Origin of the sequence: Achromobacter sp. 77 (genome assembly GCF_020541125.1) — a bacterium.
GTDB classification, from domain to species: domain Bacteria; phylum Pseudomonadota; class Gammaproteobacteria; order Burkholderiales; family Burkholderiaceae_B; genus Achromobacter; species Achromobacter mucicolens.
Genome location: NZ_CP059848.1, coordinates 4,960,214 through 4,981,601 on the forward strand (window position 1 = coordinate 4,960,214; position 21,388 = coordinate 4,981,601).

Below are 21,388 nucleotides of genomic sequence, written 5' to 3' on the forward strand. Positions count from 1 at the left end.
GATTGCGGCGCCGCGGGTTGGGCGTGCGAAAGCGCCGGGGATGCGGCGCGGGAGGCTCCCGTGGAGGGGTTCGGCGTTGTCATGGCCGCCAGTGTGCTATCGGCCCGCGGAATGAGGCTTGAGTAGGATCAAGGCAGGCGGTACTTCTCTTCGCGGTATGCCCAGCTTGCCCACAGCGCGTGCGCCAGCGCCTCCTCGGTCAAGGCCGGGTCCGCAGGCTCGACCGGCGCGTACGTTTCATCCTGCCCCACCGGCGCCGCCTTGTAGCTGAACTGCCGGGGCGCCTTGGCGGGCTCCAGCACCAGCAGCTGATCGCCCTTCAGATAACCGAAGTTGTCCGCGTACTGCATCATCGCGCGGTCGGGATCGCGCTGCGTCAGGTCCACGCCCAGCATGGGGTTCACGTTGTCCAGGCCGATCAACGACAGCAGCGTCGGGGCCATGTCGATCTGGCTGACCAGGCGATCGTCCTGCCGCGGCGAAATGCCCGCGCCCAGGATCAGCGCGGGAATCTGAAAATGCCGCACCGGCACGGGAATGGACCCGTACACGCGCGAATCGTGGTCGGCAATGACAAGGAAGACCGTGTTGTCCCAATACGGGGCCTTGCGCGCCTTCTCAAAGAACTGGCCCAGCGCCCAGTCTGCATAGCGCACCGTGTTGTCCACCGTGGCCGGATCGCCCACGGGCTGGATGCGCCCGGACGGATATTCCCAGGGCGAATGGTTGGTCACCGAGAACGCCAGCGTGAACACCGGCTTGTCGCCATCGGCGCGCAGCAGGCGGTCGACCTGATTGAACATGTCTTCGTCCGAAGCGCCCCACGATCCTTCGAACACGGGGTCGACGAACTTGGGCCGGTCCACGATCTCGTCAAAGCCGTTGCCCAGGAAGAAGGCGCGCATGTTGTCGAAGTGGGACTCGCCGCCGTACACGAAGCGCGAGTGATAGCCATGCTTGCCCAGCAACTGCGCCAGCGTGAAAAAGCCTGTCTGCGAACGCGGCAGCTTGACCACGGCGTCGGCCACGCTGGGCAAAAACCCCGCCGTCACGGCTTCGATGCCGCGCACCGAGCGCGTGCCGGTGGCGTAGGCGCGGTGGAACATCCAGCCTTCCTTGCCCAACCGGTCGATGTTCGGGGTGAGGTCGCGCCCGCCCAGGCTGCCGACGTATTGCGCGCCCAGGCTTTCCTGCAGGATGATCACCACGTTCAGCGGCTTGTCCCGCCGCACGGTCGCCTTCTGTTCATGCAGGCTGGGCAGCTTGGGGTCCATGGGCGCGCCGGTCATGCCGGCCTTCTCGCGCACGATGGCGTTCATCTCGTCCACGGCCATCTTGGGATACATCGCGGCCGACGAGCGCTCGTCCCGCATGCGGTACGCCGCATCGAACACGCTGTAGAGCGAATTGAGCGCCAGCGCGTTCACCATGGCGTCCGAGCTGAACGCCACCTTGGCCGGATTGATGGGGCGGTGTTCCAGCGTGCCGCGCGCGCCCAGGAACACCAGCGCCAGGATCACGAAGGACGCGATGGGCCGCTTCCACCACGCCATGAAGGAATCGCGCGAGCGCGTCGGGAAGAACTTGATCGCCAGCCACGCCGCAAGGACCAGCACCACGAACGCGGCAAGCAGCACGCCCTTGTAGCCCTGCCACAGCATCGAGCCCACTTCCTTCGGATTGAGCAGGTAGATGAAGTAGAGGCGGTTGGGCCGCGTGTCGTATTCGGCGATGAACTGCGGGGTCGATACCTCCAGCAGCACATACAGCATCCACCAGACGCGGAACCACCAGGCGGTGATGCGCACGGCAAGCGGCCGGTGACCGAACCACGGCGAAAACACCGCCGGCAGCGCGATCACCATCGACAAGAGGCACACGTCGATGCGCAGTCCGCCAAAGAGAAGCGGGCCGAGGCCTCCGGCCGCTTCGACGCGGTCCCACATCCAGAAGGCCAGCCCCAAACGCGACAACGTCAGGAGCGCCAGGACGGCAATGATGAATCGAAGAGTCAGGCGACGCATGCCAGCCCCTCGCGCGCGTGGGGCAATGCCTGCCCCCATGAAGAATGCGTACTGCCGTGTGTGCCGCGCAAAACCATGCCGTTTCGATGATCAAAAAAATAACCGCGCCAAGAGTAACGCGGTTTTGGATTTATCGACGGCCGCCCGTGCTGTTCAAACGTTGTACGACATCACACTTGCCGCACCAAGGCCACGATCGCGCTACTGCGCCCGGCGCAGGCGCTCGCGGCTGTTGCTCAGGTGCGTGCGCATGGCCGCGCGCGCGGCTTCGGGGTCCTGTCGCGTGATCGCGCTGTAGATATCTTCGTGCTCGAGATTCACGCGCGCCAGATACGCTGCGCGGTCTTCGTGGGCAAACTTGGCCGAGTTGATGCGGGTGCGGGGAATGATGGCGGACCCCAGATGCGCCATGAGGTCCGCGAAGTAGCGATTGTCGGTGGACTGGGCCACCAGCAGATGGAACTGGAAATCCGGCGTGATGGTGTCGCCGCCGCTGTCCAGCGCCAGCTTGAAGGCATCGAGCGCCCGCCGCATCGCCTGCAACTGGTCTTCGCTGCGGCGGATGGCCGCCAGGCCCGCGGCCTCACTTTCCAGGCAGATACGCAGTTCCAGCAGGACCAGCACGTCGCGCACGGTGGCGATGTCAGCCGGGTCCACGCGGAAATCGCCGCCCCCGCTCGGTTCCAGCGCATACGTGCCCACACCGTGATGCGTTTCAACAAGGCCCGAGGCCTGCAACCGCGACAGCGCCTCGCGCACGACCGTGCGGCTGACGCCGAACTGACGCATGATGGCCGATTCGGTGGGAAGCTTGTCGCCGGGACGGATTTCGCCGCTGCGGATGCGTTCGGAAATGTTCTCGACCAGGCCTTGCGCCAGGTTGCGGGGACGACGCTGCGGCAGGACAGGGGTATCGACAGGAGCGTTCATCAGGGATTATCCGAAGACGGTTGCGCAGCGCTTGACGCTGGAAAATGGCGATCATTATACTTCGCGACAGTTGTACGATAACGTACCAGACAAGTCCACTCCACCGCGCCATTCACAGAGCGTTGCGTCATGAGCCGAGCTGTCAACAACATGCCTGCATCTTCCCGGTGTCATCGTTTGTTATTGACCGGCGCCGCCGGCAACCTGGGTCTGGTTCTGCGTCCCCGATTGAAAGCCCATGCGGACATCCTGCGCGTGTCGGACGTGGCCGCCATGGCGCCGGCGCAGCCCGGCGAGGAAGTCGTGCCCTGCAACCTGGCCGACGCCGCCGCCGTGTCGGAACTGGTGCGCGGCGTGGACGCCATCGTGCATCTGGGCGGTGTCTCGGTGGAGCGCCCGTTCGAGGAAATCCTTCCCGCCAACATCCAGGGCGTCTACAACGTCTACGAAGCCGCCCGCCTGCATGGCGTGCAGCGCGTGGTGTTCGCCAGTTCCAACCACGTCATCGGCTTCTACGAGCAGGGCCAGACGCTGGACGCGGACGTGCCCCTGCGGCCCGACGGCTATTACGGCCTGAGCAAGGCCTATGGCGAAAACCTCTCCCGCTTCTATTACGACCGCTACGGCATCCAGACCGTGTGCCTGCGCATCGGCTCGTCGTTTCCCGAACCCAAGGACCGGCGCATGCTGGTCACCTGGCTCAGCCATGACGACCTGACCGACCTCGTCGTCCGCGCGCTGTTCACGCCGGACGTCGGCCACCTCATTGTGTATGGCGCATCGGCCAACCGCGACAGCTGGTGGGACAACAGCGGCGCGGCGGTGCTGGGCTTTGCGCCCAAGGATTCGTCGGAACCCTTCCGCGCGAAGGTCGAAGCGCAGCCCGCGCTGGCCGCGGACGACCCCGCCGCGCGGTATCAGGGCGGCGCCTTCGTCAAGGCCGGCCCCTTCCGTTTCCCGAACGCCTGAAGCCTCCCATGTCCACCACCGCCGAACGTCTGGGAACTGTGTTGTGCGGCGTCGGAGAAAGCCCAATCTGGCGCCGGGCCGACCAGGCGTTCTACTGGACCGACATTCCCGGCAAGACCCTTTGGCGCTGGACGCCGGAGACCGGCGCATTCGCGCAGTGGGCGCTGCCGCAGATGGCGGGCAGCATCGCCATGCGGGGGGACGGCTGGCTGCTGGCGTTGGAAGATGGTTTTTATGCTTGCGACGCACTGCGTGAAGGCCAGGCCTGCGCTGCGCGCCCGCTCGCATCCGTTGCCCATGCCGCGCCCGGCATGCGGTTCAACGACGGCCGCTGCGACCGGCAAGGCCGGTTTCTGGCCGGCACCATGGTCATGGACATGGCCCTGGCCTCGCCCGCCGGCGCGCTGTACCGGCATGACGCGCGCGGCGTGACCGTCCTGCTCGACGGCCTGATCGTGCCCAATGGACTGGCGTTCAGCCCGCAGGGCCGGACGATGTACCTGTCCGATTCGCACCCCTCGCGCGCCACCGTGTGGGCGTTCGACTACGACACCGAGACGGGTGTGCCGGCCAACCGCCGCGTCTTCATTGACGCCCTGCCCGCCGGCCGTCCCGACGGCGCCGCGGTGGACGCGGCGGGCTGCTACTGGATTTGCGGCAACGACGCCGGCAAGGTGTATCGCTACACCCCCGACGGCCGGCTGGACCGCACCCTGGACGTGCCCGCCGCCAAGGTCGCCATGTGCGCCTTCGGCGGCTCCCGCATGGACACGCTTTTCGTGACGTCGATCCGCCCGGGCAATGCCGCACCCGGCGCGATGGACGGCGCCGTGTTCGCCCTGCACCCCGGCGTGCAGGGTCTGGAGGAAACCGCCAGCGCCGGTTAGCACCCGACGGGCGCGCCCCTTTGCGCCCACCCCGAGCAGGTCAGTGCATATCAAAGAGCTTCGGGGCCGTCCCGGCCCTCAACGAAACGCCGTACCCCATCCGGAGGTAGACATGCTGCACCCTCACCTGAGCCGCGCCGTTCTGGCCGCGGCCGCCTTGCTGACGCTGATTCCCGCCACTCACGCCGCCGAGCTGCGCTCCGCGGACATCCATCCCGACGACTACCCCACTGTGCAGGCCGTGCGCCACTTCGGCGATCTGGTCAAGCAACGGACCAACGGCCGCATCACCGTGAAGGTGTTCTCTGGCGGCGCGCTTGGCAACGAAGACGATTCGATCGAACAGGTGAAACTGGGCGCGCTGGCCATGGCCCGCGTGTCGAGCGCGGCGATGCACAACATCTGCCAGACCACCCGCGTGCCGTCGCTGCCGTTCCTGTTCCGTTCCAAGGAGCATCTGCACAAGGTGCTGGACAGCGAGATCGGCGATCAGATCCTGCGCTCGTGCGAGGGAGCCGGCTTCGTGGGCCTGGCCTGGTACGACAGCGGTTCGCGCTCGATGTACACGACCAAGAAGCCGATCAAGACGCTGGCCGACGCCAAGGGCCTGAAGATCCGCGTGCAGCAGTCGGACCTGTCCGTGGCGATGGTCGAGGCGATGGGCGGCAACGCCACGCCGATGCCGATGGGCGAGGTGTACACGTCGCTCAAGACCGGGCTGGTCGATGCGGCCGAGAACAACTTCCCCAGCTACGAAAGCGCGCATCACTACGAGGTCGCCAAGTTCTATTCGCTGACCGAGCACACGATGACGCCCGAGATCCTGATCTTCTCCAAGCGCCAGTGGGACAAGCTGCCGCCCGACGACCAGAAGATCCTGCGCGAAGCGGCGCGCGAATCGGTGCCTTACATGCGCAAGCTGTGGGACGAGCGCGAGCAGAAGTCGCGCGCGGTGGTCGAGAAGGCGGGCTCGCAGATCTCGCAGGTCGACAAACCCTCGTTCCAGGGCGCGATGAAGCCGGTGTACGAACGCTTCGTCACCACGCCTGAAATGAAGGACCTGGTCGCCAAGATCCAGGCCGTGCAGTGAGGACATCATGTTGGCCACACCCACGAATGAACCAGATGTCGCCGCGGGGGGCCGGGAAGAAGCCCTGGCTGCCCCGCTGGATGCCTACTCCCGCGCCTGCGCCCGATTGGCGCGGATCTGCATGTGGACGAGCGTATTCGGGCTGATCTGCCTGATTGTCGCCGTCTCGCTGCAGATCTTCGGCCGCCACGTGCTGAACAGCACGCCGACCTGGGCGGAAAGCCTGGCGCTCCTGCTGGTGCTGTACGTCACCATGCTGGGCGCGGCGGTTGGCGTGCGCGACGCCGGGCACATCGGCTTCGAGTCCCTGCTCGACGCCCTGCCCGCCGCCGGGCAACGGCGGCTGCGCATCTTCATCCATCTGCTCGTCCTGCTGTTCGGCGTGCTGATGGCCTGGAACTGCGGCGTGCTGGCCGAGTCCGTCGCGGCCTACAAGATTCCCAACCTGGGCATCTCCAACGCATGGAAGTACGTTCCTGCAACCCTGTCGGGCACCTTGATCGCGCTCTTTTCCGTCGAGCACATCATCGCGATCCTGCGCAACCAGAAGGTGGTACCGGCATGGCGCTGACACTGCTGTCCTTCACCTTCATGGGGTTCCTCGTGATCGGCGTGCCGGTGGCCTTCGCCATCGGGCTGTCGTCCATCACGGCCATCATGTATGAAGACCTGCCGCTGGCAGTGGCCTTCCAGCAGATGACCTCGGGCATGAACGCGTTTTCGTTCCTGGCCATCCCCTTCTTCATCTTCACCGGCGAACTGATGCTGTACGGCGGCATTGCCGACCGCATCGTGGCGTTCGCCAAATCGCTGGTAGGGCATGTGCGCGGCGGCCTGGGCATGTCCAACGTGGTGGCCTGCACGCTGTTCGGCGGGGTGTCGGGATCGCCCGTGGCGGACGTGTCGGCGATGGGGTCGGTGATGATCCCGATGATGAAGCGCGAGGGTTATCACGCCGACTACGCGGTAAACGTCACCACCCACGCGGCGCTGGTGGGCGCGCTGATGCCGACCAGCCACAACATCATCATCTACACGTTGGCCGCGGGCGGCAAGGTGTCCATCGCGGCGCTGATCGCGGCAGGCGTCGTGCCCGCCCTGATCCTGACCGCGTGCAACCTTGCGGCCGCCTACTTCGTGGCGCGCAGCCGGGGCTATCCGGCAGGCACCTTCCCGGGCTGGCACATCGTGTTCCGCTCGCCGGTGGCCGCGGCGCCGGGGCTGTTCGTGGTGGTGCTGATCATCGCGGGCATCCTGAGCGGCGTCTTCACCGCGACGGAATCCGCGGCGGTGGCGGTGCTGTATGCGCTGGCGCTGACGATCTTCGTCTACCGCTCGCTGACGTGGGATCAGTTCGTCCGCGCGGCCAGCAAGGCGGTGAAGACCACGGGCGTGGTGCTGCTGCTGATCGGCATCTCCGCCACGTTCGGCTACCTGATCAGCTTCTATGGCGTGGCCGAAAAGACCGGGCAGCTGATGGCGTCGATTTCGACGGAGCCGTGGGCCATCTTCCTGATGGTCAACATCATCCTGTTCGTGCTGGGCACGTTCCTGGACATGGCCGCCACCATCCTGATCTGCACGCCGATCTTCCTGCCGATCTGCATGCAATACGGCATGGGGCCCGTGCAGTTCGGGATGGTGCTGCTGCTGAATTGCGCGCTGGGGCTGAACACGCCGCCGGTGGGCACCACGCAGTTCGTGGGATGCGCCATCGGCGGGGTATCGGTGGGAACGGTGATGCGCACCATCTGGCCGTTCTACGGCGCGTTGCTGGCCGCGCTGGCGCTGGTGACCTACGTGCCGGCGTTCTCGCTGTGGCTGCCGGGCGTGCTGCTCAACTGACGCGCGGCGCGCGGGACGGGCCGTGCGCGGTCCGTCCCACGATCACCGGATAGAAGAAGATGGCGGCCAGCAGCCACATCAGGGCGGCGGACCACAGCGTCTGGCTGAGAAAATGCGCGCCCTGCAGGATGCGCACGACGGAAAAGCCCACGCCCGCCACCACCCCGATCGCCAGCCCGCTCCAGCGCCACGCAGGCCGGCCCAGCGCCCATCCCGCGAAGTACAGGCTGAGCAGCGCGTAGCCTGCGCCCGCATGGCCGCTGGGCAAGGCGCCGCCGGCGCGCGCACGCGCCCAGGTCCACCAGTGCACCGGATACGGCGTGTAGCCGCCCAGCGTCTCCAGATCGTAGGGACGCGGCAGCGTCGTGTGATGCTTGAGCTGATTGATGAGCACTTGCCCGGTCAGGCATGATGCCGCCACGGCGATCGCCGCGCCACGCCAGCGGCGCCATGCCGGGATGCGGTAGCTGGCGGCCGCGATGCCGGCCGCGGCCAGGCCCACGCCGATCGGCAGGGCGAGCACGATGCGGTGCCCCAGCAACTCCAGCCACCGGCTGCCGTGCAGCGGAAAATCGTCGATCACCGGATCAAAGAGCGCACGCGCGATGTACATGTCCAGCCCCGACTCCTTGGCCCACCACGCCAGGCAGGCAAGCAGCAGCGTCACGGCCCCGACATGGGTGAGCAGGTAAAAGGCTCTCGTCGGCGCGTGCGGCGCCGGCAGTAATGGGGACGGCATGATCGGGATTTTCCGGACGATTCGGGCCAGCGCACTTTACGCGGCCGACAGTCGAAAATTCGTCAAATTCGCGTGGTAGGCGCTGCCATCTCGGCCTGCCGGAATCGCAACAGGAAGCGGGTGCCGCGCGCAGGCCCCTCTTGCGAGGACTCGACCGTGAGCGACCAGCCCTGCATGTCGCATACGCGCTTGGCGATCGCCAGTCCCAACCCGCGCGCCGCCTCGTGGCTGCCCGCCGCGCCCGAATCGCGCATGCGGCCGCTGAAATACCGGCGGAACAGGAATGGCAGGTCGCTGGCGGCGATGCCCTTGCCGTCGTCGCGCAGTTCCAGCCCGCCCTGCGCATCCAGCGACGCGGTCAGCGTGGCCGGCGCGGCGTGCTCGATGGCGTTGCGCACGAGGTTGCGCAGGACGGTCAGCAGGGCGTAGCGGTCCAGCGACAGCACCTGGCTGGCCGGAATCTGGTTATCGAAGCGCAGGTCTGCCAGCTCGGCTTGGGCGGCGTAGCCGCGCCAGGCGTCCTCCATGCAGGCGGCAATGTCGACGGGCTCCGGCTCGCGCAACTGGTCGCGCGCCATCGCGCGCGCGCTTTCCAGGCTGACGATCACGTGGTCCACGTTGTCGACCACGCGCGTCAGGCGTTGCTGCTGGTCCGGCGTCAGCGCCTGCGTCAGCAGCATGAGTTCGCTGTCGGACCGGATCGCGGCCAGCGGCGTACGCACTTCGTGGCTGAGATTGCCGGCAAATTCCCGTTCGCGGGCGATCGACCGGTCGACCTGGCCCTGCACGCGGTTGAAGGCTTCGATGAGCCGCCCGGCCTCGTCGTCGCGCGTGACCGCCATGTCGGGCGACCCGGGCGCCCAGGTCGACAGCCGGTCCGTCAGGTCCAGCAGCGGCCCGACCGCCACTGCCGCCACGCGGCGCGACAGCGCATAGGCCAACACCACGCACAGCGCGCCCACGCCCAGCACGATCAGGCCGAAGTCGTGCACCCGCTCTTCGTTGTCGGTGGCGTCGTACAGCAGATACACCTTGCCGCGGTCAGTTTCGGCCACCATCACGTGCCACGTGTACGCGCCCGGTTCGATGAGGTGCAGTCCGTTTTCCAGCGAGAGCAGTTCGGGCGGCATGCCGACGGGCGGCTGGCCGTCCACGCTGAGCCACGCGCGCATGGACCCGCCCAGTTCACGCGGGCCGCGACGCGGCAGGAACTCGTCGCTGCTGCGTGCATGCTGGACCAGACGATCCATTTCGGTGTTGAGGATGTCGTTGACCAGATCGTCCTCCATCTGGTCGAACGTCAGGTAGGCCAGCAGCGCGAGGGCCGTGACAAACAGCGCCACCGCGCCCGTCAGCGCCCAGACGACGCGCTGGGTCAAAGTGCCGGAGGCGGCGCGGCTCATGATGCGACGCCGGGCAAAGCCAGGCGCCAGCCCGTGCCGTGCACGGTCTCGATGCCGTCAAAGCCCGCGTCGGCCAGCGCGCGGCGCAAGAGGTGCACCTGGCTGCGCAGCGCATCGGACGAGGGCGGCTCGTTGCCCCACAACACGGATTCGAGTTCCTCGCGCGTGACCACGCGGCCCGGATCGCGCAGCAGCACTTCGATGATGAGACTTGCCTTGCGGGTCAGATGGACCGGCACGCCGCTGACCGACACGACACGGCTGCGCGCGTCGAACTGAAGCGGGCCGAACGTGCGCTCGGCGTCCACCGTCGACCCTTTGGCGCGCTGGATCAGCGCCAGCAGCCGGGCCTCGACCTCGAGCAGCGCGAACGGCTTGGTCAGGTAGTCGTCGGCGCCGTGCGAAAAGCCCGCCAGCTTGTCTTCGAGACTGTCGCGCGCGGTCAGCATCAGCACCGGCACGGCCAGCCGCCGTTCCGTGCGCATGGCGTGCAGCACGGCGTTGCCGTCCATGCCTGGCAGGCCGATGTCCAGCAGCACGGCGTCAAACCGTTGCGCCTGCAATTGCTGCAAGGCGGCGGGTCCGCTGTAGGCCACGTCGGGAAGAAAGCCGCGCGCCTCCAGGAAGCTGTAAAGATTGCCGGCGATGATGTGGTCGTCCTCGACGATCAGCACCCGGTGATTCGCGCCCGCTGCGGGAGGGGTTGCCATGTTCTGCGATCCTGGCCGCGTTACGTGGAAAGCACCTTGCCGGGGTTCATGAGCCCCTGCGGATCCAGCGCGCGCTTGATCCGGCGCATCAGCGCAAGTTCCACGGGGTTCTTGTAGCGCGGCAGCTCGTCGCGCTTGAGCTGGCCCACGCCGTGTTCGGCGCTGATGGAACCCTTGTGCGCGTGCACGCTGTCATGCACCACGCCGTAGATCTCGCCCTGCAACGCCAGCAGCTCGGCTTCGCTCTGCCCCGGCGCATGCGCCACGTTGTAGTGCAGGTTGCCGTCGCCCAGATGGCCGAAGATCACATGGCGCACGCCCGGAAAGCGCGCCTGCAGCAAGGCGTTGGTCTTGTGCACGAATCCGGCGATGGACGAGATGGGAATGGAGACGTCATGCTTGACCGACTTGCCAAGCTCCGCTTCGGCCAGCGGGATGCTTTCGCGCAGGTGCCACAGCGCCTTGCTCTGCGAGACGTTCGCGGCGATGGCCGCGTCGTTCACCAGGCCCGCCTCGATGGCCTCGCCCAGCACGGCCTCGAAACGCTCGCGGGCGTGGGTTTCGCTCTCGCTGTCGGACAGCTCCAGCAGCGCGAACCACGGCGAGGCCGCCGATTCGCCTTCGAAGGGCAGGCGCTGCTGCGGAAAGAGGCGCACCACGCCTTGCAGGCAGGCGCCGCTCATGAGTTCGAAACCGGTCAGCGAGGCGCCGAACCCCGCGCGGGCGCGCGACAGCACTTCCACGGCGTTATCGATGCTGTCCAGCGTCAGCAGCGCCGTGCAGGACGCGACCGGGCGCGGGTACAGCTTGAGGGTGGCGGCGGTGATGATGCCCAGCGTGCCTTCGCTGCCGATGTACAGGTCGCGAAGGTCGTAGCCGGTGTTGTCCTTGCGCAGACCGCGCAGGCCGTCCCAGATCTCGCCTTCGGCGGTCACGACCTCCAGGCCCAGCGTGAGGTCGCGCGTGTTGCCATAGCGCAGCACCTGCGTGCCGCCGGCGTTGGTGGCCAGGTTGCCGCCGATGGTGCAGCTGCCTTCGGCCGCCAGGCTCAGCGGGAACAGGCGGTTCGCGGCCGCCGCGGCCTCTTGCACGGCCTGCAGGATGCACCCGGCCTCCACGGTGATGGTGTCGTTGTCGGTGTCCAGCGCGCGCACGGCGGTGAGCCGGGCGGTGGACAGGACGATCGCAGTGCCGGAATCGTCCGGCGTGGCGCCGCCGCACAGGCCCGTGTTGCCGCCTTGCGGCACCACCGGCACGCCATGCTGGGCGCACAGCTTGATGGCGGCCGCCACGTCGGCGGTAGAGCCGGGGCGGATCACCGCCAGCGCCGCGCCGCGATAGCGGCGGCGCCAATCCAGCACATAGGAATCCGCGTCCGCGCCCGTCAGCACGTGGGAGTCGCCCAGGAGGGCCTGTAGATCGCTCAGCAATGTCATGGATACCGCACTTGAAGTCGGCCCGGCCGCTGGGGCCGGGCGCAGTTCATCGGATGTGCGGACTATTGTAGGGGCTGGACGGCGCCCGCCGAAGCCCCGCTTGGCCGGGCGGTCAGCCGACCGCCTGATCCAGCCGGGTGCCCGTCATGCCCGAGCAGAAGGCGCGGGAGGCAATGCGCTCCATCAGGAAGGCGCGGTCCACGCCGGCAGGGCCGGGCAGTTCGGACAAGGCGCGATAGGCGCGGCGCAGGACCTCGCCGCGGGTGGCGCCGCAGACCATCAAATGGGTGCACGGCAGGCGGCGGTCGCCGCAGCCGTCGATGCGCACTTCCAGCACGTGCGGCGCAATGGGATCGTGTTCGGCAAGCGGCATGTCGTGCCCGCGGGCCTGCGTCTGGGCGTCGATGACGCGGAAGACGCCGCTGCGGTCGTCCAGCGAAAACGACACGGTGCCGGCGGCCTGCCAGCCGCGGTCGCGCGCCACGCTGGCGGCCACCGTGCGCAACGCGCTTTCGATCGAGGCCGCCAGATGCGGCGCGGGGCACTCCGCGATGAGGACGCGCGCGTCGCGCCAGACGCTGCGTTCCCAGGCGCGGCCGGTGGCCAATTCGCCTGTCGCGGCGGCAGACACGTGGATATCAAGCCGGCGCTCGCGGCCCGCGGCCGGGCCGGCAAAGTCCGTGGGCGGTCCCCGCCTGCTTGTGGCGCCGCCCGATGACATGACTGTGGATACTTTGGCGCCCATGGCCCCTCCTGGTCTTTCTGCTTGCCCGGCAAGCGTATCACCTTCGGATGACGAGCAACTTTTGTGCCATGCGCGGCAGCCCGGGAGCGGGCCTTTGCGCCCGCCGCCGTGCACCGCAAACAGGCGGCGGCGCGCCGGGCGCCGCACCACGGCGGGGCAGGCCGCACCGGGTAAATGCCCTACTCCGCCCGAAGGATGAAGCCCCCCGCGCCGATGGGGGATAATCCAACTTTGACCCCTGCCATAGCGGCTTGGATGTACGGGTTTACCATTACCCGGCAGCCGCCGCGCTGTCCCCCTCAACAAGGAACCGTCGTGGGCAACAATACACAATTTCCGGCCTCTGTTTTCAAGGCATATGACATTCGCGGCACCGTGCCGGACCTGATCGACGCAACCTTTGCCCGTTCGCTCGGCGTGGCGCTTGCCGCCCGCGCCCGCGAGCAGGGCGTGCAGGCGCTGGTGGTCGGGCGCGACGGCCGCCTCAGCAGCGACATGCTGTCGCTGGCCCTGCAGGAAGGCATGCTGGAAGGCGGCGTCGACACGCTGGACATTGGCATGGTGCCCACGCCGCTCGTCTACTTTGCCGCGAACATCATGCAGACCGGCTCGGGCGTGGCCATTACCGGCAGCCACAATCCCCCCAAGTACAACGGATTCAAGATGATGATGGGCGGCCGCGCGCTGTTTGGCGACGACGTCCAGCAGTTGGCGCAGACCATGAACGGGCAAGCCCCGGCCCCCGCCCCTGAACCCGGCACGCGCCGCCAGCTCGATCTGGCGCAGACCTACATCGCGCGCGTGGCCTCGGGCGTCAAACTGGCGCGTCCCATGAAGATCGCCATCGATTGCGGCAACGGCGTGGCCGGCGCAGTGGCGCCGCAGCTCTTTCGCGCGCTGGGCTGCGAGGTCGACGAACTGTTCTGCGACGTGGACGGCAACTTTCCCAACCATCACCCCGATCCGGCCGAACCCAAGAACCTGCAGGACCTGATCAAGCACGTCGCCGAGACCGATTGCGAACTCGGCCTGGCCTTCGACGGCGATGGCGACCGCCTGGGCGTGGTCACCAAATCCGGCCAGATCATCTGGCCCGACCGCCAGCTCGTCCTCTTTGCCCGCGACGTGCTCGAGCGCAATCCCGGCGCGACCATCATCTATGACGTCAAGTGCAGCCGCCACGTGGGCCTGTCGGTCGAGGCCGCCGGCGGCGCCGCGCTGATGTGGAAGACGGGCCATTCGCTGGTCAAGGCCAAGCTGGCCGAAACCGGCGCGCCGCTGGCCGGCGAAATGAGCGGCCACATCTTCTTCAAGGAACGCTGGTACGGGTTTGACGACGGTCTGTACACCGGCGCGCGCCTGCTCGAAATCGTGTCGCGCTCCGCCGACGCCTGCGCCCCGCTGGAGGCGCTGCCGCAAGACGTGTCCACGCCCGAGCTCAAGCTGGAAATGGAAGAAGGCCAGCCGTTCACGCTGGTCAAGTCCTTGCAGGAGCAAGGCCAGTTTCCCGACGCCAAGCGCGTGATCACGATCGACGGCGTGCGTGCCGAGTACGCCGACGGCTTCGGTCTGGCGCGGCCGTCCAACACCACGCCGGTCGTCGTGCTGCGGTTCGAGGCGCAAAGCGAAGCGGCCCTCGCGCGCATCCAGGCCGACTTCCGCCGCGAACTGGGCAAACTCGCCCCGAACGCCACTCTGCCATTCTGATCCGCTCATGTCGTTAGCCAACAGCCCCGCGTGGCAGCAGTTCACCGCCGCAACACGCACGGCATCCCGGGATGGCCAGAAGCTGCGCGTCATCAATGCGCCCGGGCTGCGCCTGGACCTGAGCGCACAGGCGCAATCGCCCGAACTGCTGGCCGCCTCGCGGGCGCTGCTGGCGCAGCAGGACTTCGATACCTGGCGCGCGCGCCTGTTCGATGGCGGTCAGGCCAATTGGACGGAAGGACGCGCCGCCTGGCACACCGCCTTGCGCGCGGCCGAGCCGCCCGCAATGGTGGCCAAGGCGGTGCTTGCCGAGCGCGAACGCTTGCGCGAATTCGTGCGCGCCGCCGACGCGGCCGGCCGCTACAGCGGCGTGCTGCATCTGGGCATTGGCGGCAGCGATTGGGGACCGCGCCTGGTCACCCGCGCGCTGCGCCACGAGGGCGCGCGCCGCGACGTGCGCTTTGCGTCCAACGTGGACTCGCATTCGGTTGCCGAAGCGATGAGCCACCTGGATCCGCACAACACGCTGGTCATCGTTGCCTCCAAGTCGTTCACCACCACCGAGCCGCTGGCCAACGCCGAGGTCGCGATGAACTGGCTGCGCGAAGCCGGCGTCGCCGATCCGATCAAACAGGTCGTGGCGATCACCTGCAACGTCGAGGCGGCGCTCAACCTGGGCATCCTGCCCGACCACATCTTCCAGATCTGGGACTGGGTCGGCGGGCGCTATTCGCTGTGGTCCGCGATCGGCCTGCCGGTCGCGCTGGCGTTCGGCAACGACACCTTCGACCGGCTGCTGGCGGGCGCGGCGGCCATGGACGACCATTTCCGCAATGCGCCGCCGGACGAGAACGCGCCCGTGCAGCTGGCGCTGGCCGGCGTGGCCAACCGCAGCGTGCTGGGCTATGACTCGCTGGTGATCGCGCCCTACGATTCGCGGTTGCATCACATCGTGCCGTGGGCCCAGCAGCTTGAAATGGAATCGCTGGGCAAGGTCGCGACGGCCGACGGCAGTCCGGCCGGCGTGCCGACCGGTCCCGCGGTGTGGGGGATGCCGGGCACGGATTGCCAGCACACGTTCTTCCAGTGGCTGCATCAGGATGCGGCCGGCGCGCCGGTGGACTTCATCCTGTGCGAACAGCCGGACCATGCGTACGCCCGGCACCACGAATTGCTGGTCGCCAACTGCCTGGCGCAGCGTTCGGCGCTTTTGCGCGGTAAGACCTTTGAAGAAGCCCTGGCGGAAACCTCCGCCACGGAACGCGATCCGGCACGCGCGCGCCTGCTGGCGCAACACCGCGTGCACCCGGGCGGACGGCCGTCGTCGCTGATCGTGCTGCCGCGCCTGGAAGCCTATACGCTGGGCGCGCTGCTGGCCCTGTACGAGCACAAGGTGTTCACGCAAGGCGTGATCTGGGGCATCAACCCCTTCGATCAGTGGGGCGTGGAGTTTGGCAAGGTATTGGCCAAGAACATCATGCGCGAGCTGGACGCGCCCCAGCCCAGCCAGCAGGACCCGTCCACGCGCTTCTGGATCGACGCGATCAGGCGCTAAGCGCGTCGTACAGCGCGACGTGAATGCGCGCGACCTGGTTGATGTCGAACTCGCGCTCGGCGAGCGCCCGGCCCGCCGCGCCCATCGCCTGGCGCAATGCCGCGTCCTTGGCCAGGCGGGCAATGGCGTCGGCCAGGGCCGCCGCGTCGCGCACCGGCACCAGGAGGCCGGTGACGTTGGGCTCGATCGCGTCACGGCAGCCCGGCACGTCGGTCGTCACGACCGCGCGTCCGCAGGCGGCGGCCTCGATCAACGATTTCGGCAGGCCTTCGCGGTAGGACGGCAGCACCGCGATGTGCGCGGCTGCATACAGCGCCGCCACATCCGATCGCTCGCCCAGCGCCTGCACGCAGCCGTCCTGCTGCCACGCGTCGACATCGGCCTGCGTGGCGGAAGCCGGGTTGCCGGCGTCCAGGCCGCCCACCAGTTGCATCGTCACCGGCACGCCACGTTCGCGCAGCAGCCTTGCCGCCTGCACGAACTCCTGCACGCCCTTGTCGCGCAGCAGGCGCGCCACCATCGTGACGACCACGGGCGGCGCAGGCGGCTCGGGCGTGGGACGGAACGCGTCAAGGTCCACCCCCGCGCCGCGGATGATGACTACCTGCTCATCGCGTACCGCGCCCAGCGACTTGAGCAGGTCGCGGTCGTTGGCGTTCTGGAAGATCACCCGGCTGTTCGGATGGCCCAGCGCGATGCGATACAGGCGCGCCACCACCGCGCGCACCAGCCGCATCTTCAGCGAATTGGACAGGAAGACAAATCCCAATCCGGAAATCGCCGCCACCATGCCCGGCACACGCGCCAGCCGCGCGGCGATGCCACCGTACAGCACGGGCTTGATGGTGACCAGGTGCACCACGTCGGGCCGCAGCCGGCGGAACAGGCGGACCAACGCCAGCAACGTGCCCAGTTCCTGCAGCGGGCGCTTGCCGCTGCGCGTCATGGGAATGGCGTGATGGGTCATGCCCAGCGCCTGGATGTCGGCCACGGCGGGGCCGTCCATCGTCGCGACGTGGACGTCGTAGCCCGCCTTCTGCGCGGCCAACGCGACCGGCACGCGGTGCGACATGAAGAACGCCGGGTTGTTGACGACAAACAGCAGGCAGCGTCCGGCGCTCATGCTTGGACTCCTGAAATGCGGCGCCAGACGGCGATATAGCTTTGCACCATGCGTGCAAGATCGAAATGTTCCAGGACGCGCGCGCGTGCGGCTTCGCCCGCGCGCTCGCGGCCCCGCGCGGCCACGTCGCACAGCGCGGACTCGATGCCGCGGGCCAGGGCTTCGGCCTGCTCGGGCGGCACCACCACGCCGGTATCGCCGACGATGTAGGCGGCGTCGCCCACGTCCGTCACCACGCAGTACACGCCGCACGCCATGGCCTCGGCCACCACGTTGGGAAAGCCCTCGGCGCAGCTGGACAGCACGTGCAGGTCCAGGCCGTTCATGACGGCCGGCACGTCGTCGCTGGGGCCATTGAGCACCACGCGGTCGCGCAGATCCAGTTTGTCGAGCAAGGCGCCAAGCTGCGCGTTGCCGTCGGTCATGTCGCGCCCGATCAGCACGCAGCGCAGCCCCGCGTCGCGGCCATCGCGCACCAGCGCGGCCACGGCGCGCAGCAGGTTGGCGTGGTCCTTGAGCGGATCCCAGCGCGCCACGCAGCCGATCACGGGCACGTCCTCGGACAGTCCCCATGCGGCGCGCACGCGCGAGCGCGCCTGCGGATCCGGCGCGTAGCGCGACAGGTCGTAGCCGTTGGCGATCACGACCATGCGGTCGCGGCGGTAGCCCTTGTCAGCGTGGCGCTGCGCGGCATTCTGCGCCGCGCACACGATCGCGCGCGGCACGCTGCCCGACAGCATGGCGCATGCGCGCAGCACCAGCCGCGCCGAGCGGCTGCTCCGTTCAAGGTGTGCCCCGGAATTGCGGATGCCCCAGGCGATGGCGCGCACGCCCGCCAGGCGGGCGGCCAGGCCGCCGATCAGGTCGGCGTGGTACATCCAGGTCTGCACGGCATCCGGGCGGGTCGAGGCGATCAGACGGCGAAGCGCCAGAAAACCGCCCAGGCTGACGCGCCCGCGTTTCATGCCCAGCGTGTGGACCGCGACGCCCGCCGCGCGCAGGCGCTCGCCATACAGGCCTTCATCGGTCAGCGAGACGACCGTGTGCTCGACGTCCGCCTGCGGCCAGGTCGTCAGGCGGAACAGCACGGATTCCGCGCCCCCCTGCCCCAGCCCGGTGATGACATGCAGAATGCGCAGCGGCCGGGTGCTCATCGCCCCTCCCGCACCGCTTCGAACAGTTCATCCCATTCGGTCAGCACGCTGGCAAGCGCGTAGCGCTGGCGCACGGCCGCGGCGGCGCGCGCGCCCAGTTGCTCGCGCAGGGACGCATCGCTCATCAGGCGATGCAAGGCATCGGTCATTGCGACCCGGTCGCCCGCCGGCACCAGCAGCGCATCCTGGCCGTCGCGCGTCATCTCGCGCGGACCGCTGGGACAATCGAACGCCGCGCACGGCAGCCCCAGCGACATGGCTTCCAGCAACACATTGGGAAAGCCCTCGACGAGCGAACTGAGCACGAAAGCCTGGCCGCGCGCCAGTTCTTCCCATGGCGCTTCCGTGCGGCCGGGCAGGCTGACACGCGACTGCAGGCGCAGGCGCGCCACCTGCTGTTCAAGCGCGCCGCGCTCGGGGCCTTCGCCCCAGATGCGCAGGTTCCAGTCCGGAAACTCCGGCGCAAGCTGCGCGAAGATGTCGATCAGCAGATTGAATTGCTTGTCGGGCACCAGCCGTCCCATCGCGATCAGCTCGCGCGGGCCAGCATCCTGGCGCTGCTGCACCAGCGGCGCATCCAGCAGTGGCGCGGGCAGCGGATTGGGAATGACGGCCAGACGCCGGATGCCGGGCACCTGACGCGCGAAAGGACCCGCGGTGTCTTCCGCCTGCACGGTCACCATGTCGGCGCGCGGATACAGCACGCGGCGCAGCTTGCGCCAGACAGAGCCCGTGGTGGTCTCGGCAACCGGATTGGTGCGCTCGCAGACGATGAGCGGCACATTCAGGCCGCGCGTGGCCAGGATGGCGGCCACGTTGACGTTGGTGAGAAAGGACACGACCACGTCAGGCCGGGAATCGCGGATGTGCTTGCGCAGGACCAGCAATCGCTTGAACGCCGCCATTGCGCCCGTCGCCCGGGTGCCGGCCAGATCCGCCAGCCACGCGAGCTGGACCTTGTCCGACAGGGGATAGAAGCAGGTGCCCTTGGATGAGTAGGTGGGCGTCAGGATGACGGTGTCTCCGCGCTCGGACCATGCGTTGACCAGGGTCGCCGCGACGCGTTCCGCGCCGCCGGCGTGCATGGAGCTGACCAGCATCAGTATTTTCATTCCTCAACGGTCCTCAATCGGTCCCCCTTGATCCATCCCCGCCCGGTAGCGGTCCAGCCAGGCCTGCATCATCAGCACGCCCCACAGATGGCTGTCCCAATTGCGATGCCCCGACGAGTGCTCGCGCCATTTGCGCAGGATGGGCTCGGGTTCGAACCAGCCTTCCTGGCGCAGGCGCGACGGATTCAGCAGCGCGTCGGCCCATTCCCGCAAGGGACCGCGCAACCACGCGGCCAGCGGCACGGCAAAGCCGCGCTTGGGGCGGTCGACCAGCGCCTGCGGCACGTGGCGGTGCAGGACCTGCCGCAACAGCCACTTGCCCGTGTTGCCGCGCACCTTGTATTGGTGCGGCAGGCTCCAGGCGAATTCATAGACGCGGTGGTCGATGAGGGGCACGCGGGTTTCCAGGCTGACGGCCATCGCCGCGCGGTCCACCTTGACCAGGATGTCGTCGGGCAGGTAGGTCACCGTGTCCAGCTTCATCATCGATTCGAAGAACGACCCCTGCATGGCGCGTTCGAACACCGACTCGGGTTCCACGCCGCCCTTGACCACACGGGCGGGGTCTGACCAATACGACACGAACAGGCGGTAGAACTCGCCTTGCGTGTCCGCGCGCAGCAGTTCGCCCAGCTTGCCGACCTTGCCGCGCCAGGCGCCGCGGCCGGGCAGATGCGTGGAGGCGCTGAGCATCGCGCCGGCCGGCTTACGCAGCAGGCTGGGCACGCGTTCGAACTGGCGCCACCAGTTGTCCACCCGGAAATAACGCGAATAGCCGCCGAAGAGTTCGTCGCCGCCGTCGCCGGACAACGCCACCGTGACGTGCTGGCGCGCCATGCGCGTGACGAGCGACGTCGGGATCTGCGACGAGTCGGCAAAGGGTTCGTCATACATGTCGGCCAGCGTGGGCACGACCGCCAACGCGTCGTCCGCGGTGACGTAGAGTTCGGTGTGGTCGGTGCCCAGGTGCGTGGCCACGGCCTTCGCGTGCTGCGCCTCGTCGTAGCCCTTCTCGTGAAAGCCGATGGCAAAGGTGCGCACCGGTTGCGAGCTCTGCGCCTGCATCAACGCCACGATGGTGGACGAATCGATGCCGCCGGACAGGAAGGCGCCCAGGCTCACGTCGGACAGCATCTGTCCGCCCACGGCCTTGGACAGCACGCGTTCCAGCGCGTCGGTGGCTTGCGCGTCCGAATCGAACGACAGGCGGTGCTGCGCGGCCGTGTCCGCGGCCTCGCGCGCCGACCAGTACACGCGCGGCTCCGGCATGCGGCGGCTGCGGGTGTCGTCCGCCGAGAACTCGACCCAGGTGCCGGGCGGCAGCTTGGCGATGCCTTCGTAGATCGACTGCGGCGCGGGGATGTAGTTGTGCCGCATGAACGATGCGAGCGCGTTGCGGTTCAGGTTGCGCCCGAACCCCGGAATCGGCATCAGGCCCTTGAGCTCCGAGGCGAACACCAGTTCGGCATTGGAGTAGCCGTAGTAGAGCGGCTTTTCGCCCATGCGATCGCGCGCCAGGACGAGCTTGCGCGCGGCCTTGTCCCACAGCGCAATGGCGAACATGCCGACCGCGGCCTGCAACGTGGCTTCGATGCCCAGCGCGGAAAAGCCCGCGAGCAGGGTCTCGGTGTCCGAATGGCCGCGCCAGGCCGGCGCCCGCGCCGAGTCCTCGAGCTGCTTGCGGATGTCCAGATGGTTGTAGACCTCGCCGTTGAACACCATCACGTAGCGCCCGCACGCGGACGTCATCGGCTGATGGCCGGCTTCGGTCAGGTCCAGGATCGCCAGGCGCACGTGCGCCAGCGCGACGCCGGCGTCAGTATCTTCCCAGAACCCATTGCTGTCGGGCCCACGGTGGCGGATGCGCCGGCAGCTGTCCGCCAGCACCTGATCCTTGTTCCCCAGGGGGCCCCAAATTCCGACTATTCCACACATGATGAGATTCTCGTGGTCACCGTA

General features: G+C 67.9%; 18 protein-coding genes. 7 read left to right on the forward strand and 11 right to left on the reverse strand.

Annotation, left to right across the window (positions count from 1 at the left end; genetic code table 11):
- Positions 1–128: 128 nt before the first annotated feature.
- Together H4P35_RS22945 and H4P35_RS22950 are read right to left on the reverse strand one after the other, a co-directional pair.
- On the reverse strand, positions 129–2,024 hold the full coding sequence (locus H4P35_RS22945) for an LTA synthase family protein (protein WP_226847121.1): 1,896 nt from the start codon (positions 2,022–2,024) through the stop codon (positions 129–131).
- Positions 2,025–2,225: 201 nt separating this feature from the next.
- On the reverse strand, positions 2,226–2,954 hold the full coding sequence (locus H4P35_RS22950) for a FadR/GntR family transcriptional regulator (RefSeq protein ID WP_056325338.1): 729 nt from the start codon (positions 2,952–2,954) through the stop codon (positions 2,226–2,228).
- A gap of 129 nt (positions 2,955–3,083) precedes the next feature.
- On the opposite strand from H4P35_RS22950, the gene H4P35_RS22955 reads away from it, so the two are divergent.
- The 5 genes from H4P35_RS22955 to H4P35_RS22975 all read left to right on the forward strand — a co-directional run bounded on the left by H4P35_RS22955 (position 3,084) and on the right by H4P35_RS22975 (position 7,745).
- Positions 3,084–3,923, forward strand: coding sequence for an NAD(P)-dependent oxidoreductase (locus tag H4P35_RS22955; protein WP_226847122.1), 840 nt, complete (start codon positions 3,084–3,086; stop codon positions 3,921–3,923).
- An 8-nt stretch (positions 3,924–3,931) separates the two neighbouring features.
- Positions 3,932–4,810: an SMP-30/gluconolactonase/LRE family protein gene (locus tag H4P35_RS22960; RefSeq protein WP_226847123.1), complete on the forward strand. Its 879-nt coding sequence runs from the start codon at positions 3,932–3,934 to the stop codon at positions 4,808–4,810.
- A 112-nt stretch (positions 4,811–4,922) separates the two neighbouring features.
- On the forward strand, positions 4,923–5,900 hold the full coding sequence (locus H4P35_RS22965; RefSeq protein ID WP_056325330.1) for a TRAP transporter substrate-binding protein: 978 nt from the start codon (positions 4,923–4,925) through the stop codon (positions 5,898–5,900).
- 7 nt (positions 5,901–5,907) lie between these two features.
- Positions 5,908–6,471 carry a TRAP transporter small permease gene (locus H4P35_RS22970; RefSeq protein ID WP_082586360.1) on the forward strand — a complete coding sequence of 188 codons (564 nt, stop codon included), beginning with the start codon at positions 5,908–5,910 and terminating at the stop codon, positions 6,469–6,471.
- The gene (locus H4P35_RS22975) at positions 6,462–7,745 is read left to right on the forward strand and encodes a TRAP transporter large permease (protein ID WP_226847124.1); all 1,284 of its coding nucleotides are present in this window, start codon (positions 6,462–6,464) and stop codon (positions 7,743–7,745) included. Before H4P35_RS22970 ends, H4P35_RS22975 begins: the two co-directional genes overlap by 10 nt.
- On the opposite strand, the gene H4P35_RS22980 is transcribed toward H4P35_RS22975, so the two are convergent.
- The 5 genes from H4P35_RS22980 to H4P35_RS23000 all read right to left on the reverse strand — a co-directional run bounded on the left by H4P35_RS22980 (position 7,738) and on the right by H4P35_RS23000 (position 12,778).
- Positions 7,738–8,484: a phosphatase PAP2 family protein gene (locus H4P35_RS22980; RefSeq protein WP_180097789.1), complete on the reverse strand. Its 747-nt coding sequence runs from the start codon at positions 8,482–8,484 to the stop codon at positions 7,738–7,740. The two genes, H4P35_RS22975 and H4P35_RS22980, sit on opposite strands and share 8 nt — an antisense overlap.
- Positions 8,485–8,546: 62 nt before the next feature.
- The gene (locus tag H4P35_RS22985; RefSeq protein WP_226847125.1) at positions 8,547–9,887 is read right to left on the reverse strand and encodes a HAMP domain-containing sensor histidine kinase; all 1,341 of its coding nucleotides are present in this window, start codon (positions 9,885–9,887) and stop codon (positions 8,547–8,549) included.
- Entirely contained in the window at positions 9,884–10,597 is a 714-nt protein-coding gene (locus tag H4P35_RS22990; RefSeq protein ID WP_226847126.1) for a response regulator transcription factor, read from the reverse strand. Before H4P35_RS22990 ends, H4P35_RS22985 begins: the two co-directional genes overlap by 4 nt.
- A gap of 20 nt (positions 10,598–10,617) precedes the next feature.
- The gene (locus tag H4P35_RS22995; protein ID WP_056325318.1) at positions 10,618–12,033 is read right to left on the reverse strand and encodes an FAD-binding oxidoreductase; all 1,416 of its coding nucleotides are present in this window, start codon (positions 12,031–12,033) and stop codon (positions 10,618–10,620) included.
- A gap of 112 nt (positions 12,034–12,145) precedes the next feature.
- Positions 12,146–12,778 carry a BPTD_3102 family carboxylase-like protein gene (locus H4P35_RS23000; RefSeq protein WP_152382597.1) on the reverse strand — a complete coding sequence of 211 codons (633 nt, stop codon included), beginning with the start codon at positions 12,776–12,778 and terminating at the stop codon, positions 12,146–12,148.
- A 315-nt stretch (positions 12,779–13,093) separates the two neighbouring features.
- On the opposite strand from H4P35_RS23000, the gene H4P35_RS23005 reads away from it, so the two are divergent.
- Together H4P35_RS23005 and pgi are read left to right on the forward strand one after the other, a co-directional pair.
- Positions 13,094–14,485, forward strand: a complete 1,392-nt coding sequence (locus tag H4P35_RS23005; RefSeq protein ID WP_226847127.1) for a phosphomannomutase/phosphoglucomutase — start codon at positions 13,094–13,096, stop codon at positions 14,483–14,485.
- A gap of 7 nt (positions 14,486–14,492) precedes the next feature.
- Positions 14,493–16,040, forward strand: coding sequence for a glucose-6-phosphate isomerase (gene pgi / locus H4P35_RS23010; protein ID WP_056325309.1), 1,548 nt, complete (start codon positions 14,493–14,495; stop codon positions 16,038–16,040).
- Here the strand turns inward: pgi and H4P35_RS23015 are convergent.
- Genes H4P35_RS23015 through asnB form a run of 4 tightly spaced genes read right to left on the reverse strand, consistent with a single transcriptional unit; the run spans position 16,030 to position 21,364 of the window.
- Entirely contained in the window at positions 16,030–17,163 is a 1,134-nt protein-coding gene (locus H4P35_RS23015; protein ID WP_056325306.1) for a glycosyltransferase family 4 protein, read from the reverse strand. The two genes, pgi and H4P35_RS23015, sit on opposite strands and share 11 nt — an antisense overlap.
- Positions 17,160–18,317, reverse strand: coding sequence for a glycosyltransferase (locus H4P35_RS23020; RefSeq protein ID WP_226847128.1), 1,158 nt, complete (start codon positions 18,315–18,317; stop codon positions 17,160–17,162). Before H4P35_RS23020 ends, H4P35_RS23015 begins: the two co-directional genes overlap by 4 nt.
- A complete protein-coding gene (locus tag H4P35_RS23025; RefSeq protein WP_226847129.1) occupies positions 18,314–19,429 on the reverse strand; it encodes a glycosyltransferase family 4 protein in 1,116 nt (371 codons plus the stop codon). The genes H4P35_RS23020 and H4P35_RS23025 overlap by 4 nt, the downstream gene beginning before the upstream one ends.
- A 3-nt stretch (positions 19,430–19,432) precedes the next feature.
- On the reverse strand, positions 19,433–21,364 hold the full coding sequence (asnB, locus tag H4P35_RS23030; RefSeq protein WP_226847130.1) for an asparagine synthase (glutamine-hydrolyzing): 1,932 nt from the start codon (positions 21,362–21,364) through the stop codon (positions 19,433–19,435).
- Positions 21,365–21,388 lie beyond the last annotated feature (24 nt).